At 62.4% G+C, this 14,564-nt stretch carries 12 protein-coding genes and 1 pseudogene; 10 read left to right on the forward strand and 3 right to left on the reverse strand.

Annotated elements, in window-relative coordinates:
• Positions 1-29 precede the first annotated feature (29 nt).
• Positions 30-1,541 carry an anthranilate synthase component I gene (trpE, locus tag WA943_RS12210; RefSeq protein ID WP_424470156.1) on the forward strand — a complete coding sequence of 504 codons (1,512 nt, stop codon included), beginning with the start codon at positions 30-32 and terminating at the stop codon, positions 1,539-1,541.
• Positions 1,542-1,924: 383 nt separating this feature from the next.
• On the opposite strand, the gene WA943_RS12215 is transcribed toward trpE, so the two are convergent.
• Positions 1,925-2,914: a divergent polysaccharide deacetylase family protein gene (locus WA943_RS12215; RefSeq protein WP_424470157.1), complete on the reverse strand. Its 990-nt coding sequence runs from the start codon at positions 2,912-2,914 to the stop codon at positions 1,925-1,927.
• A 126-nt stretch (positions 2,915-3,040) separates the two neighbouring features.
• Here WA943_RS12215 and WA943_RS12220 point away from each other — a divergent pair, with 126 nt between their 5' ends.
• The 7 genes from WA943_RS12220 (at position 3,041) to lexA (ending at position 8,596) form a co-directional block, all read left to right on the forward strand.
• Positions 3,041-3,634, forward strand: coding sequence for an anthranilate synthase component II (locus tag WA943_RS12220; RefSeq protein WP_424470158.1), 594 nt, complete (start codon positions 3,041-3,043; stop codon positions 3,632-3,634).
• A 13-nt stretch (positions 3,635-3,647) separates the two neighbouring features.
• On the forward strand, positions 3,648-4,676 hold the full coding sequence (gene trpD / locus WA943_RS12225; protein WP_424470159.1) for an anthranilate phosphoribosyltransferase: 1,029 nt from the start codon (positions 3,648-3,650) through the stop codon (positions 4,674-4,676).
• Positions 4,669-5,457 carry an indole-3-glycerol phosphate synthase TrpC gene (trpC, locus tag WA943_RS12230; protein ID WP_424470160.1) on the forward strand — a complete coding sequence of 263 codons (789 nt, stop codon included), beginning with the start codon at positions 4,669-4,671 and terminating at the stop codon, positions 5,455-5,457. The genes trpD and trpC overlap by 8 nt, the downstream gene beginning before the upstream one ends.
• An 85-nt stretch (positions 5,458-5,542) precedes the next feature.
• Positions 5,543-6,085, forward strand: coding sequence for a GNAT family N-acetyltransferase (locus tag WA943_RS12235; RefSeq protein WP_424470161.1), 543 nt, complete (start codon positions 5,543-5,545; stop codon positions 6,083-6,085).
• Positions 6,086-6,089: 4 nt separating this feature from the next.
• Positions 6,090-6,572, forward strand: a complete 483-nt coding sequence (moaC, locus tag WA943_RS12240) for a cyclic pyranopterin monophosphate synthase MoaC (protein ID WP_424470162.1) — start codon at positions 6,090-6,092, stop codon at positions 6,570-6,572.
• Entirely contained in the window at positions 6,572-7,780 is a 1,209-nt protein-coding gene (gene glp, locus WA943_RS12245; protein WP_424470163.1) for a gephyrin-like molybdotransferase Glp, read from the forward strand. The genes moaC and glp overlap by 1 nt, the downstream gene beginning before the upstream one ends.
• Positions 7,781-7,885: 105 nt before the next feature.
• A complete protein-coding gene (gene lexA / locus WA943_RS12250; protein ID WP_424470164.1) occupies positions 7,886-8,596 on the forward strand; it encodes a transcriptional repressor LexA in 711 nt (236 codons plus the stop codon).
• Here the strand turns inward: lexA and WA943_RS12255 are convergent.
• Positions 8,590-10,797, reverse strand: coding sequence for a ComEC/Rec2 family competence protein (locus WA943_RS12255; RefSeq protein WP_424470165.1), 2,208 nt, complete (start codon positions 10,795-10,797; stop codon positions 8,590-8,592). The two genes, lexA and WA943_RS12255, sit on opposite strands and share 7 nt — an antisense overlap.
• Positions 10,798-11,055: 258 nt before the next feature.
• On the opposite strand from WA943_RS12255, the gene gltX reads away from it, so the two are divergent.
• The gene (gltX, locus tag WA943_RS12260) at positions 11,056-12,468 is read left to right on the forward strand and encodes a glutamate--tRNA ligase (RefSeq protein WP_424470166.1); all 1,413 of its coding nucleotides are present in this window, start codon (positions 11,056-11,058) and stop codon (positions 12,466-12,468) included.
• A 118-nt stretch (positions 12,469-12,586) separates the two neighbouring features.
• Positions 12,587-13,903: a citrate synthase gene (gltA, locus tag WA943_RS12265; RefSeq protein WP_424470167.1), complete on the forward strand. Its 1,317-nt coding sequence runs from the start codon at positions 12,587-12,589 to the stop codon at positions 13,901-13,903.
• Between the two features lie 190 nt (positions 13,904-14,093).
• On the opposite strand, the pseudogene WA943_RS12270 reads toward gltA, so the two are convergent.
• Positions 14,094-14,564, reverse strand: a pseudogene (locus tag WA943_RS12270) (lipid-A-disaccharide synthase); the annotation flags it as partial.

Consider the following 14,564-nt stretch of genomic DNA (forward strand, 5'->3'; position numbering starts at 1 on the left):
CTTCATTTCGTGAGCGGGCCGGTGCCAGCATGATAGAGCCCGACTTCGAAAGCTTCGAGCGCATCTATAATTCCGGGGCCGCGCAGGTCGTCTGGACGCGGCTCGTTGCCGATCTTGAGACGCCCGTCTCCGCGATGCTGAAAATCGCGGATGGCAAGCCGAACAGTTTCCTTCTCGAATCCGTCGAAGGCGGCGATACGCGCGGGCGCTATTCAATCATCGGGCTGAAGCCGGACATCATCTGGCGGACGCTTGGCGACAAGGCCGAGATCAACCGCAAGGCGCGCTTCGATGCAACGTCCTTCGAGCCTTGCGCCGGTGGCGCGCTTGCGAGCTTGCGCGCGCTGATCGAGGAATCGCGCATCGAGTTGCCGCAGGACTTGCCCCCCATGGCGGCGGGCGTCTTCGGCTATATGGGCTATGACACGGTGCGGCTCGTCGAGCATCTGCCGAATGTGCGCGGTGGCGGGCTCGGGCTGCCGGACGGGATTTTCCTGCGGCCAACGATCATTGCCGTTTTCGACAGCGTCAAAGACGAAGTGACCATCGTGACCCCGGTGCGGCCGGAGCCCGGCATCAATGCGCGGGCGGCTTTCGCGCGCGCGGGCGAGCGGCTGACCGATGTCGTCTCCGACTTCGACCGCGCGGTCCCGCACGCCGATCAGGTAAGCGATGTCGGCGAATTGCCCACGCCGCAATCGAACACGTCGCCCGAGCATTATTTCGAAATGGTGCGCAAGGCGAAGGACTATATTGCGGCGGGCGATATTTTTCAGGTCGTCCTCTCGCAGCGTTTTGAAGCGCCCTTCACATTGCCGCCCTTCTCGCTTTATCGCGCGCTGCGGCGGATCAATCCTTCGCCCTATCTGTACTTTCTCAACTTCGAGAATTTCTCGATCGTCGGATCAAGCCCGGAAATTCTCGTGCGCGTGCGCGACAACCGCGTCACCATCCGCCCCATCGCGGGCACCCGGCATCGCGGCAAGAACGCGACCGAGGATCAGGCGATTGGCGAAGAACTGCTCGCCGATCCGAAGGAGCGCGCGGAGCATCTGATGCTGCTCGATCTCGGGCGCAACGATGTGGGCCGCGTGTCAAAGATCGGCTCGGTCGAGGTGACGGAGAAGTTCGAACTTCAGTATACGTCTCATCTTATCCATATCGTCTCCAACGTCGAAGGCGATCTCGATCCTGCCTATGACGCGATTGCGGCACTGATTGCAGGCTTTCCGGCGGGCACGGTGTCGGGCGCGCCGAAAGTGCGCGCGATGGAAATTATCGACGAGCTGGAGCTTGAAAAACGCGGCTCCTATGCCGGTTGCGTCGGCTATTTTTCGGCGGCGGGCGAGATGGATACATGCATCGTGCTGCGCACGGCTGTCGTGAAAGACGGCAAGATGTATGTGCAGGCGGGCGGCGGCGTTGTAGCGGATTCAAGCCCTGAGGGTGAGCATCAGGAAAGCGTCAACAAGGCGAAGGCGCTTTTCCGCGCGGCGGAAGAAGCCGTACGCTATGCGACGCGAGGCGGACGCCGGCAATAGGCCGGGTGGATTTATTTTCGGGTTTTTTGGCTGTCGTCCCGGGACTTGTTCGGGAGTGCTGTCGTCGCTTGCTCGGAGTTCGCGGGAAGATGGGTCCCGGGAACAAGTCCCGGGACGACGGCGGTGTTTGTGGTGAGCGCCTGCCGGAACGATGCCTTCAATATGGTCGTCATGCGCGGGCTTGACCCTCGTATCCACGTCTTTGCGGCCGGTGGACAAGGAAGGCGTGGATGGCGGGTCGAGCCCGGCCATGACGGGTGTGAGTGTCACCCCGGGACTTGTTCCCGGGGTCCAGCGGGTTCGACCGAGTTCGCGGGAAGATGGGTCCCGGGAACGAGTCCCGGGACGACGCAGGAGATTTGGCGAGCGTGTGCGACTGGCCGTTAGCTCGGCTGATGGCGCAGGAGGATCGCGGTTAGCGGGACCAGCGTGAAGCCGCGGGCTTTGGCTTCGGGGATCCATTTTTCGAGGATGGCGAGCGTTTCGGCATGGGGGTGGCCGATGGCGATGGCCTGGCCGTGTTCTCTGGCGATTTTTTCAAGGCGCGTGAACTCGGCGGCGACCTTGCCGCCCTCCTCGTCATTGTCGAGGAAAACGTCGCGCGAGAGTGTCGGCAGGCCGACTTCGCGGGCGATGTTTGCAGCTTGCGTGTCGGGGCCGGTTCGCGAGTCGAGGAACATCAGGCCACGGATTTTCAACTCGTCCATGACGACGCGCATGCCGCCTGCATCGGCGGTGAACTTGCTGCCCATGTGATTGTTGATGCCGACGAAACCGTCGAACTGTTCGAGATCCCAGACGAGGTTCGCGCGGATCTGCTCAGGCGTTTCGCCGGTGCGGAGCGCGCGGGGGCCGGGGTTGGCGGGGCCTTTGGGCTCCATGGGGACATGAACCAGAATCTCGTGGCCGCGCTCACGCGCCGTTTTGACGAAGCCTGCGACGCCCTGTGCATAGGGCAGGAACGACAGGGTGATGGGTGCTGGAAGATCAAGCGCGCGGGCCGTGCCCTTGCGATTGACGCCCACATCGTCGATGACGATGGCGATCATGGGGCCGTCGGGCGGCGTCGCCATGGCCACGGCGTTGCGCTTCCAGGCGGGCTCGGGGACGGGGGCCGCTTCGGGCTCCTCGGCGGGCAGCACAGGGGCGACGATCGGCGGGAGGACCGCTTCTTCGGCTTGCGCGACCACGGGAACGGCGGCGGCCTGAGGGGTGTGGAGCGCCTGCGACAGCGGGGGCGTCGGCGTGGCGGTCCAATAGAGCGTGAGGAGGACGCCTCCCGCCAGCGACAATGCGCCCAGCAGAAGATCACGGCGGACCTGCGGTTTTTCCCACAAATCCTTGATGCGCTTTATATAATGGGCCCGCGACATGGAATGGCGCCTGCTCCTTCACCATATTGAAGACTTCGGGTACCACGATTCTTGCCGAGCTTCCTGCCCCCGCTCTATAAGGTGCTGCAAACGGCGTTCAGGCCGTTATTTTCCGAAAGCGTTCCGATGCTGCTTCTCATCGATAATTACGACAGCTTTACCTACAACCTCGTTCAGTTTCTGGGCGATCTTGGGGCGAAGGCAGAGGTGCATCGCAACGACAAGCTTTCGGTGGGCCAGGCGATTTCGATGCGGCCGCAGGCGATCGTGATTTCGCCCGGACCCTGCGACCCGGACCGCGCGGGCATTTGCCTCGATCTCATCAAGGCGGCAGCGGATGAGCGCATTCCGCTTTTCGGCGTCTGCCTCGGGCATCAGGCCATCGGGCAGGCTTTCGGCGGCAAGATCGTGCGTGCGCCGCAACTGATGCATGGCAAGGTCGATGCGGTGCTGCATACCGGCAAGGGCGTGTTCCGCAATCTGCCGAGCCCGCTGATGGCGACGCGCTATCACTCGCTGACCATCGAGCCGGAGAGCTTCCCTTCCGTGCTGGAAGTGACGGCGCACTCCAGGGACGAGACGATCATGGGGCTTCAGCACAAGACGCTGCCGATCCACGGCGTGCAGTTTCACCCCGAAAGCATTGCGACTGAACACGGCCACGACATTCTGCGCAATTTCCTTGAGATCACGGGCGTGAAAACGCACGTTCCGAACTGAAGGACGAAGGCGCATGACCGATTTCAAAATATTTCTGGCGAAGATCGCCGATGGGCTTTCGCTGGCTCCCGCGGAAGCGGAAGAGGCCTTCGGCATCATCATGTCGGGCAAAGCGAGCCCCGCGCAGATGGCGGCCTTTCTGATGGGCCTGCGGGTGCGCGGCGAAACTGTGGCCGAGCTGACGGCTGGCGCAACGGTGATGCGCGCGAAGGCGCTGCCGGTGGAGGCGCCTGCGGACGCCATCGACATTGTCGGCACGGGCGGCGACGGGGCGCAGACCTACAATATTTCGACGGCGACATCGCTTGTCGTGGCGGCGATGGGCATTCCCGTTGCCAAGCATGGCAATCGCGCGGCTTCCTCGAAATCTGGCACGGCGGATGCGCTGACGGCGCTTGGCGTCAAACTTGATATCGGCCCGGACGACATTGCGCGCTGCATCGACGATGCCGGGATCGGCTTCATGTTTGCGCCCGCGCATCATTCAGCGATGCGGCATGTGGGGCCGGTGCGCACAGAACTTGGTGTGCGGACGATTTTCAATCTGCTCGGGCCGCTTTCCAATCCGGCGAAAGTTCGCCACCAGTCCATCGGCGTTTTCGCAAAGCGTTGGGTGGAGCCTTTTGCCGAAGTGCTGCGCAATCTCGGCTCGGAGCGAGCCTGGGTGGTGCATGGCTCCGACGGGCTCGACGAGTTGACGACGACGGGCATTTCCTATGTCGCGGAGCTTCACGAGCGGAAAATCCGCACGTTTGAAGTGACGCCGGAAGATGCGGGACTGCGCCGCGCGACGCTTGCGGAATTGCGCGGCGGCGATCCGGCGTATAATGCAGCGGCGATCACGCGGCTGCTCGATGGCGAGAAAAGCGCCTATCGCGATATCGTGCTGCTCAATGCGGCGGCGGCGGCGATCATTGCAGGCAAGGCGGCGACGCTGAAAGACGGCGCGGCGCTTGCCGCCGAGGCCATCGATAGCGGCACTGCAAAGAAAATACTGACACGGCTGGTTGCCGTTTCGAACGGGATCAAGGTCGATGTCTGATATTCTCGAAAAAATCGGGGTCTACAAACTCGAAGAAATCGCGGCGGCGAAGAAGCAGAGCCCGCTCAGTGAAGTGGAGCGCGCGGCGCGCTCTGCCCCACCCGTTCGCGGCTTTCATGCGGCGCTGGCGCGCAAGATCGAGGTCGGCTCATTCGCGCTGATCGCGGAGATCAAGAAGGCGAGCCCGTCCAAGGGGCTTATCCGCGAGGATTTCAATCCGCCGGAACTTGCCAAAGCCTATGAGCGCGGCGGCGCGGCCTGCTTGTCCGTGCTGACGGACGGGCCTTCGTTTCAGGGCAGCGCCGATTTCCTGAAGCTTGCGCGGGCGGCTGTGTCGCTGCCTGTCGTGCGCAAGGATTTCATGTACGACACTTATCAGGTGGCGGAAGCGCGCGCGATGGGCGCGGATTGCATTCTGATCATCATGGCGTCCGTGTCCGATGCGCAGGCGCGCGAGCTTGAAGACGCGGCTTTCGGATGGGGCATGGATGTAATCGTCGAGGTGCATGACGAGGCAGAACTGACGCGGGCGCTGAAGCTGAAAAGCCAGTTGCTCGGCATTAACAACCGCAATCTGAAAACATTCGAGACGACGCTGACGACGACCGAACGCCTTGCGCCGCTGGTGCCTGAGGGCAAGCTCGTCATCGGCGAAAGCGGCATCTTCACGCCGGACGATCTCGCGCGACTGGCGCGGGCGAATGTGCGCTCCTTCCTCGTCGGCGAAAGCCTGATGCGGCAGGCAGATGTGGAAGCCGCGACGCGGGCGCTGCTCGCATAAGCACACTGCCCTGCCCCGAATTGCCATAGGGGCAAATTTCGCACATCCTGCGCGGCCTTGTTGCGCAATGAGCGGAGGCCGGACGATGGCCAGAACCAGCCGGAAACTGATGCAGACAGGCTATGTGGTGCGGCTCGCGCGGGCGAGCGACATCGCGTTTCTGCCTGCGGTCGAAATCAAGGCGGGCGCGCTTTTTGCCGATGCCGGTCTTCAGGACGTTGCAGACAATCCGCCTGCCGACATTGATTACATCGAATCCTTCCGCCGTGCGGGCGCTGTTCATGTCGCGGTGAGCGACCGGGGCGAGCCGGTGGGTTTTGCGCTTTCCGGGCTGCTCGACGGCGCGGGGCATCTTTACGAATTGTCAGTCGATCCGGCGCATGGGCGGCGCGGGCTCGGGAGCCGGCTTGTCGCGGCGGGCTGCGCTTATGCGCATGTGAACGGCGCGCGTGCGATGACGCTTTCGACATTCCGCGATCTTGCCTGGAACGGACCGTTCTATCGGCGGCTCGGTTTTCGCGAATTGTCCGCGTCTGAGTGGACGCCGGGGCTGCATGTGCTGCATGCTCGCGAGATCGACATCAAACTGCCGGTGGACCGGCGTTGCTTCATGCGCAAGGAACTTTAAGGCGATGGCGAAAAAGAAGCTGACGCATCTCGACGCGAAGGGCCATGCGAGCATGGTCGATGTGTCGGAGAAGGCGGCGACTATCCGCAGCGCGACCGCGAAGGGGTGCGTGGTCATGGAGCCTGCAACGCTGAAGCTCGTGACAGGCGGGAAACTTGCCAAGGGCAATGCGCTCGACGTTGCGCGGCTTGCGGGCATCATGGCGGCGAAGAAGACCGCCGATCTCATTCCGCTATGCCACCCGCTCGCCATTTCGAAAGTGTCGGTGGAACTCAAGCCGAATGTGAAAACGCATTCGATCGAGGTGGAGGCGACGGTGAAACTCACGGGGCAGACAGGCGTCGAAATGGAAGCGCTCACCGCCGTCAGCGTCGCATGCCTGACGCTTTACGACATGGCGAAGGCCGTCGATCGCGGCATGGTGATCAGCGATATTCGGCTCACGCACAAGGCCGGGGGCAAGTCCGGCGAGTACAAGGCAAAGTGATGAACGCACAGACGCTCATCCCGGTGGCGGAAGCGCGCGAGCGCATTCTCGCGACGATCACGCCGACATTTCCAGAGCGCGTGGCGCTGTCAAAGGCGCTTGGCCGCGTGCTGGCGGAAGATGTGATCTCGCAGCGCATGCAGCCGCCAGCCGATCTCTCGGCGATGGATGGCTATGCCGTGCGCGCGGCGGACGTTACGAGCGTTCCGGCGAGGCTTCGCGTTGTCGGCGAGGCGGCGGCGGGCAGCGCCTATGCGCTCGCGCTCAATGAAGGTGAAGCAGTGCGGATATTCACTGGCGCGCCCTTGCCGCAAGGCGCCGACACTATCGTCATTCAGGAAGATACAGAGCGCTATGGCGACATCGTGATCGCGCGCGAGTCTTCACCAGTCGCCAGGCATGTGCGTCCTGCCGGGCTCGACTTCAAGGAAGGCGTTACGGGACTGCATGCGGGACGGAAGCTCTCGCCTGCCGATATAGCTTTTGCGGCGGCGATGAACGTGCCTGTCGTCATTGCGCATCGGCGACCGAAGATCGCGTTTTTCTCTACGGGCAATGAGCTTGTGCTGCCCGGTGCGACGCCGGGGCCGAACCAGATCGTATCGTCGAACAATGACGGGCTTTCCGCGCTGATCGAGGAAGCGGGCGGCGTGCCGCATGATCTCGGCATCGTGTCGGACGAGGCTCATGCCATTCAATCTGCCGGGCGGCATGCGCTCGACTGCGACATGCTGGTGACGCTGGGCGGCGCATCGGTCGGCGACCATGATCTCGTGCAGAGCGCATTGTCAGAGGACGGACTGAATGTGGATTTCTGGCGGATTGCCATGCGACCCGGCAAGCCGCTGATGTTCGGGCGCTACCGCGAAATGCCGATGCTTGGGCTGCCGGGGAATCCGGTCTCGGCGCTCGTCTGCGCGCATCTCTTTCTTGTGCCCGCCATTACGCGCCTGCAAGGCGGGCAAGTACGGCTTCGCACGACGCAGGCGCGGCTCGGGCGGAGCCTGCCGGAGAATGACCGGCGCGAAGATTATCTGCGCGCGAGCCTTGAGGATGCGGGCAACGAATTGCCGGTGGCGACGCCCTTTACACGGCAGGACAGCTCGATGCTGTCGCTGATGTCGGCGGCCGATTGCCTCGTGATCCGCGCGCCGCACTCGCCTGCCGCCAAGGCGGGTGATGTCGTGACGGTGATGCCGCTCCGGTGACAGATTTTGTGCCAAATTATCCACAGACGGCTTGACGACTGCCAAGAACCAAACTAGAACAAGTGGCAAGGTTTATGGTTTGTTCCATATTTAGGGCCGGATAGCATGCTCACGAAGAAACAGCACGAACTCCTGATGTTCATCAATGAACGTATCAAGGAGGGGGGCGTTTCCCCGAGCTTTGACGAGATGAAGGAAGCGCTGGATCTGCGCTCCAAATCCGGCATTCACCGTCTCATCACAGCGCTGGAAGAGCGGGGCTTCATTCGCCGCCTGGCTCACCGGGCGCGTGCGCTTGAAATTCTGAAGCTGCCCGAATCGGCCTCGCCAAGCCTTGCAACCTCGCGGTCGAAGGGCTTTTCGCCGAGCGTCATCGAAGGCAGCCGCGGCAAAGCGATCAGCCGCGATCTCCAGCCTGCGCATCAATCGCCGGACACGATCACGCTCTCCGTCATGGGGCGGATCGCGGCGGGCACGCCTATCGAGGCGCTGCAGGAGGAAAGCCATCAGGTCAGTGTGCCGCTCAACCTGCTGGGCTCGGGCGAGCATTACGCGCTTGAGGTCAAGGGCGACTCGATGATCGAGGCGGGCATTCTCGACGGCGATACGGTGCTGATCCAGCGTTGCGATACGGCCAATAGCGGCGACATTGTCGTGGCGCTTGTCGATGCCAATGAAGCAACGCTGAAGCGGCTGCGGCGCAAGGGCGATTCCATCGCGCTTGAAGCGGCGAACCCGGCCTATGAGACAAGAATTTTCGGGCCGGATCGCGTCAAGGTTCAGGGCAAGCTTGTCGGCCTGTTGCGCCGCTATTGAGCTTTCCGCGCCTCTCTGCCTGATTGCCTGCGCAGAACCCAGGGGCGATCGCCGCGCATTTCGCGCGCGGTTTCACGCCTGATCGTTCCGTCCGTTTCGAAGTAAAGCGCGGTGGCGCCGTTGCGCCAGAGGTCGAAGCGGTCGACGATGATTTTCGCGCCGCAATCTTTACGCATGCTGCGCGGCAAGCCCATGCGCGCAATGACGATCTCCGCATTGCGGCAGTCTTCTTTCACCGCATCGAGCGTTGTCGGAAACGCGACCACCGGCCTTCCCTCCCCGCGCCATATGCAACCAAGCGCATCGCATTTTATGAGTGACGTCTTTGCCGCCTCGGCGGGCGTGCGGGCATCGCCGTCATGGCGCAGCCATTGTTCGGCGGTGTAGGAGGGCTTTGCCGCCGTCAGTGTCAGCGTGCCGTCGATGGCCCGAATGGCGGCGAGCGCGCCGTCGCGATCTATCAGCACGTCGGCGCGACGATCCGAACCCCAGAAGGCGAAGCCGACGACCAGCGGCGCGAGGCCGATGAAGCGCCAATGGCCGCGCCAAAGCGCCATCCACAAGCCGCCCAGCGTGACGAGCACCAAAGACGACATGGGCGCGGTCGCCACCATGCGGTCCGATCCCTCCCAGTCAGAAATGATCTGCGCGACCCAGAGCATGGCATCGACGCCCTTCCCCATGATCCATAGCGCAGGCCCATCAAGGCCGAAGGGCATCAGCACCAGAACGGCAAGGGCGGCGGGCATGACGATGGCGCTGACGATGGGAAGCGCGCCCATATTCCCCGCCATGCCGTAGATCGCTATGCGGTCGAAGTGAAAGGCCGCATATGCGCCAGTGGCAAAACCCGCAACGGTCGTGGTGAGAAGAATGCCGACGATGTGATTAGCGGCAAAGCGGATGAGGCCGAATATGTAACCGTCGCCCTGCCCGCGCGCGGCAGCCGTGAGGCGCTGCACAAACGGGCTTTCGTAAAAGGCGATCAGCGCAACGACGGCGGCGAAGGACATGTGAAAGCTCGCGCCGAGAAGGCTTTCGGGTTGCCATAGCAAGACGACAAGGGCTGCCAAAGCGACGTTCCGCATGCTGATGGCTTGCCGGTCGAGAAGAACAGCGATGAACATCAGCACGATCATGATATAGGCGCGACGCGCCGCAACATCCGCACCGGAAATCAGGAGATAGCAGGTCGCGCCGACAAGGGCTGCTGCCGCGCCCCATTTCTTGATCGGATAGCGCTGCGCAAGGGAGGGAACGAGCGCAAGGCCTGCTCGCACCAGCCAGAAAAGCGAGCCGCCGAAGAGGACCATGTGAAGGCCGGAAATGGAGAGCACATGGGAGAGGCCTGCATTGCGCAGATCGACCACGGCCTTTTCCGGAATGGCGCGTTGCTCGCCGGTGATGAGCGCGGCGGCAACGGCGCCTGCCGCACCGCCGATTTCCGTCTGCACACGTCTGGTAATGTTTGCGCGCAGGGTTGCAAGCCACGTCGTCCAGTCATCGGGCGGGGGTGCGATCAGTTCCGGCGCAGTGAAGGCATAGCCGACGCCGCCGAGGCTCTGGAACCAGACCTGACGGGCATAGTCGAAACCGCCCGGCTCGACAGGTTCGGGCGGCGGCAGGAGGCGGGCGCGCAGGCGGAGGGTTTCGCCGGGCTGCATCGAAACGCCGGGGATGCGGATCGAGATGCGCAGGCGGGCGGGCATGTCATCCGGCGACAGGCGCTCCATCGACAGGGGCTCGAAGAGTGCCGAGATCGCGCCCTTCTGCGTCAGCTCGGTTGCAACGAGGCGGGCGGTCAATTCGCCTGCCCATGGCTTTGTCAGCACGGGCGCGCTGACGCTCCAGTTCCGGATGGTGCTGGCGGCAAAGCCGATGGCGATGCAGAGAAGAACGGCCGCAAAAACAGCCGAGGCGCCGCGCTGCCGTAACAAAGCGAGCGCGGCTGCCGAAACGGCGACGGCGGCCAGACCGCTCCAGAGCGGCGGCTCGAAAGACAGGCTGAAATAAAGCGCGATGCCAAAGCCCAGCAGGACGGGCGACCACAAAAACCAGCGATCATTTTCGGAAAAAAAGGATTCGGCGAGGAATCCGCCAGCAAACCGCGTCCCCTCCCAAAAGCGGCTGGCCAGGGAAATGGGCCGGTCAAAAGCGTCTTCTGCCGCGTCCGGAGCGGCCTCATCACCGGCGATACTCAAAAGACGCTCCCCCAACCCTCTCGCGGACCTGAACAGAGCAAGAATCCTCTGTTCAAAAGTGCGCAAGAGCGCCCCTTCGGGCTTACGCTGCGTTGCCGCAATGTGCTAGAAATTCATGCCCCGCAGCGACCCCCGGCGCCCATGTTATGGCGCTTATGGGTCAAAGCTTGCCAATAAAAATTCGTGTTGCCTATCTGTTTGGGCCTTTTCATCGGGCCCAGTTGCTCGGCCTCTCACGAGGCCGGATATCGGGAAATCATGGCGGAAGAAAAAAAGGTCATCACCCGGTTCGCTCCATCGCCGACGGGATATCTGCATATCGGCGGCGCGCGGACTGCGCTTTTCAGCTGGCTCTTTGCCCGCCGCCATAAGGGCACGTTTCTGGTTCGGATCGAGGACACGGATCGCGAGCGTTCGACGGAACCCGCCATTGACGCGATCTTCGAGGGATTGCGCTGGCTCGGCCTCGAATGGGACGGCGAGGTGACATTCCAGTTTGCGCGCCAGGCGCGGCACCGCGAGGTGGCCGAACAGCTTATGGCCAGCGGCAACGCCTATTACTGCTATGCGAGCCCGGCTGAGCTTGACGAAATGCGTGCCAAGGCAAAGGCCGAAGGCGGACCGATGAAATATGACGGGCGCTGGCGCGACCGCCCTGCCTCCGACGCGCCAGAAGGCGTGAAGCCCGTTATCCGTTTCAAGTCGCCCAATGAAGGCGAAACAATCGTGCGCGACCATGTGATGGGCGATGTGCGCTTTGCCAATGAGCAGCTCGACGATCTCATCATCGTGCGGAGCGACGGCACGCCGACCTATAATCTTTCGGTCGTCGTCGACGATCACGACATGGGCGTGACGCATATCATTCGCGGCGACGACCATCTGACCAATGCCGGACGGCAGAGCCAGATTTACAAGGCGATGGGCTGGGAGGTTCCGGAATTTGCGCATGTGCCGCTCATTCATGGACCCGACGGCGCGAAGCTTTCCAAACGCCACGGCGCGCTCGGCGTCGATGCCTATCGCGATATGGGCTATCTGCCGGAAGCGATGCGCAACTATCTGGCGCGGCTCGGCTGGAGCCATGGCGACGACGAGATTTTTTCGACCGAGCAGGCCATCGCCTGGTTCGATCTTGAACATATCGGCCGCTCGCCCTCGCGCTTCGACTTTGCCAAGCTCGAAAATCTCAATGGCCATTATATTCGCGAGACGGACGACGTAAGGCTGGCTGACGAAACCATTGCGCTGATGAAACGCAGTGCCGGCTGGATCGACGATGCGGAATTCCGCGCCAAGTTCATCGCTGCCATGCCCGGCATCAAGGAGCGCGCGAAGACGCTGCTCGACATTGCCAAGGGGGCGGAGTTTCTGCGCGCACAGCGCCCGCTGAAGGTTGACGATGCGGCGGCAAAGCTGCTCGACGCCGATGCGCGCGGATTGCTCGCCCGCCTGCTCAAGCTGCTTGAAGCGCGCAATGAATGGGACGCTTCCGGCATCGAGGCGGATGTGCGCGCTTTTGCGGAAGCCGAGAATCTGAAGCTCGGCAAGGTGGCGCAGCCGCTTCGCGCGGCCGTGACGGGAAGTTCCGTGTCGCCACCCATTTTCGACGTGCTGGAGACGCTTGGGCGTGACGAATCGCTCGGGCGCATCAAGGATCAGGCGGCATGACATTCACGCGGCTGTGACTGTGCAAGGTCGCAGCGCCGACTATAGTGTTAATCAATCGGGACGCTGGGGTGACGGAGATTCCCAGGCGGACAACAGACCAGAGGACAGGTAGGCAATCATGACGAATGTTGGAACAAAGGGCGGCCCCAAGGGGTCCTCGACGCTCAAGCTCGGCGACAAGAGCTTTGACCTGCCCGTCTTCGGCGGCTCCATCGGGCCGAACGTCATCGACGTTTCGAAGCTCTACGGCCAGACCGGCCACTTCACCTATGATCCGGGCTTCACCTCGACGGCGAGCTGCGAGTCGAAGATCACCTATATCGACGGCGATGAAGGCGTGCTGCTTTATCGCGGCTATCCCATCGAGCAGATCGCAGAGCGCGGCAACTTTCTCGAGACCTGTTACCTGCTGCTGAACGGCGAGCTGCCGACGCCTGCCGAGTTCAAGGAATTCGACCGCGCCATCACGAACCACACGATGGTTCACGAGCAGATGCAGTTCTTCCTGCGCGGCTTCCGTCGCGACGCGCATCCCATGGCCATCATGTGCGGCATGGTCGGCGCGCTTTCGGCCTTCTACCACGACAGCACCGACATCAACGATCCCGTGCAGCGCATGATTGCCAGCCGCCGGTTGATCGCCAAAATCCCGACGCTGTCGGCAATGGCTTACAAATATTCGGCCGGTCAGCCGATCGTTTACCCGAAGAACAATCTCGGCTATGCGGAAAACTTCCTGCATATGTGCTTCTCGGTTCCGGCCGAGGAATACAAGGTGGATCCGATCCTGGCACGCGCCATGGACCGCATTTTCATTCTGCATGCAGACCATGAGCAGAACGCCTCGACCTCGACCGTGCGTCTCGCCGGTTCGTCGGGCGCGAACCCGTTTGCCTGCATCGCAGCAGGCATTGCCTGCCTCTGGGGCCCGGCACATGGCGGCGCGAACGAGGCGGCGCTCGAAATGCTGGCTGAGATCGGCACTGTCGATCGCATTCCGGAATATATCGCCAAGGCGAAGGACAAGAACGATCCGTTCCGCCTGATGGGCTTTGGGCACCGCGTCTACAAGAACTACGATCCGCGCGCGCGCGTGATGCAGCAGACCTGCCACGAAGTGCTGAAGGTTCTGGGCATCAAAGACGATCCGCTGCTCGACGTTGCGATGGAGCTTGAGCGGATTGCGCTCAATGACAGCTACTTCATCGAGAAGAAGCTCTATCCAAATATCGACTTCTATTCGGGCATCACGCTGAAGGCGATGGGCTTCCCGACGACGATGTTCACGGTTCTCTTCGCGCTCGCCCGCACGGTTGGCTGGGTCGCGCAGTGGAACGAGATGATCGAAGATCCGGACCAGCGCATCGGCCGTCCGCGCCAGCTTTATACGGGCGCACCGCGTCGCGACTATGTGTCGGTCGACAAGCGGAAGTGATTTCTGCTGTTACTGAGTTGAGAGAGAGGCGCCTTTGGGCGCCTCTTTTTTTGTGTTTGGCTTTGATAGTGACTGTCACCCCGGGACTTGTTCCCGGGGTCCAGCGGGATCAGCGGAGTTCGCGGGAAGATGGGTTCCGGGAACAAGTCCCGGGACGACACTGAATGTTTATTGGACGCCTGCGAACGAATTACGGCGGCAGCATTTCCAGCACGGCTTTCGCCGCGCGGAGGCTTGGGCGTTCGCCGCCTACGCCCATCACTTCGCGCAGTTCCGCAAGATCGGCCAAGGCACGCGCGCGTTCCGGCGTGTTGTCGAGAAGCGGGCGCAGGGCTGCGGCAAGGGCGGCTGGTTTCGCGGCGAATTGCAGGAACTCGCGCACTGACGGCTTGTCCAGGATCAGATTGACGATGACGACAGAGGGCACTTTCAGCATGCGCGAAACGGCCCAGGCGGCGATGGCATCGATCTTGTAGGCCACAACCATCGGCACACCGGCAAGACCGAGTTCGAGCGAGACGGTGCCTGAGGCGGCGAGCGCTGCGGTGGCGGCGGCGAAGGCCGCGCGCTTTTCGGTTTCGCTTTCCACCAGTTCGACCGGCACGGCCCAGTCTTTTACGGCCTCTTCAACGAGGTGGCGGACATGCGGGACGGTCGGCAC

The organism is Parvibaculum sp. (genome assembly GCF_049651025.1).
GTDB lineage: Bacteria > Pseudomonadota > Alphaproteobacteria > Parvibaculales > Parvibaculaceae > Parvibaculum.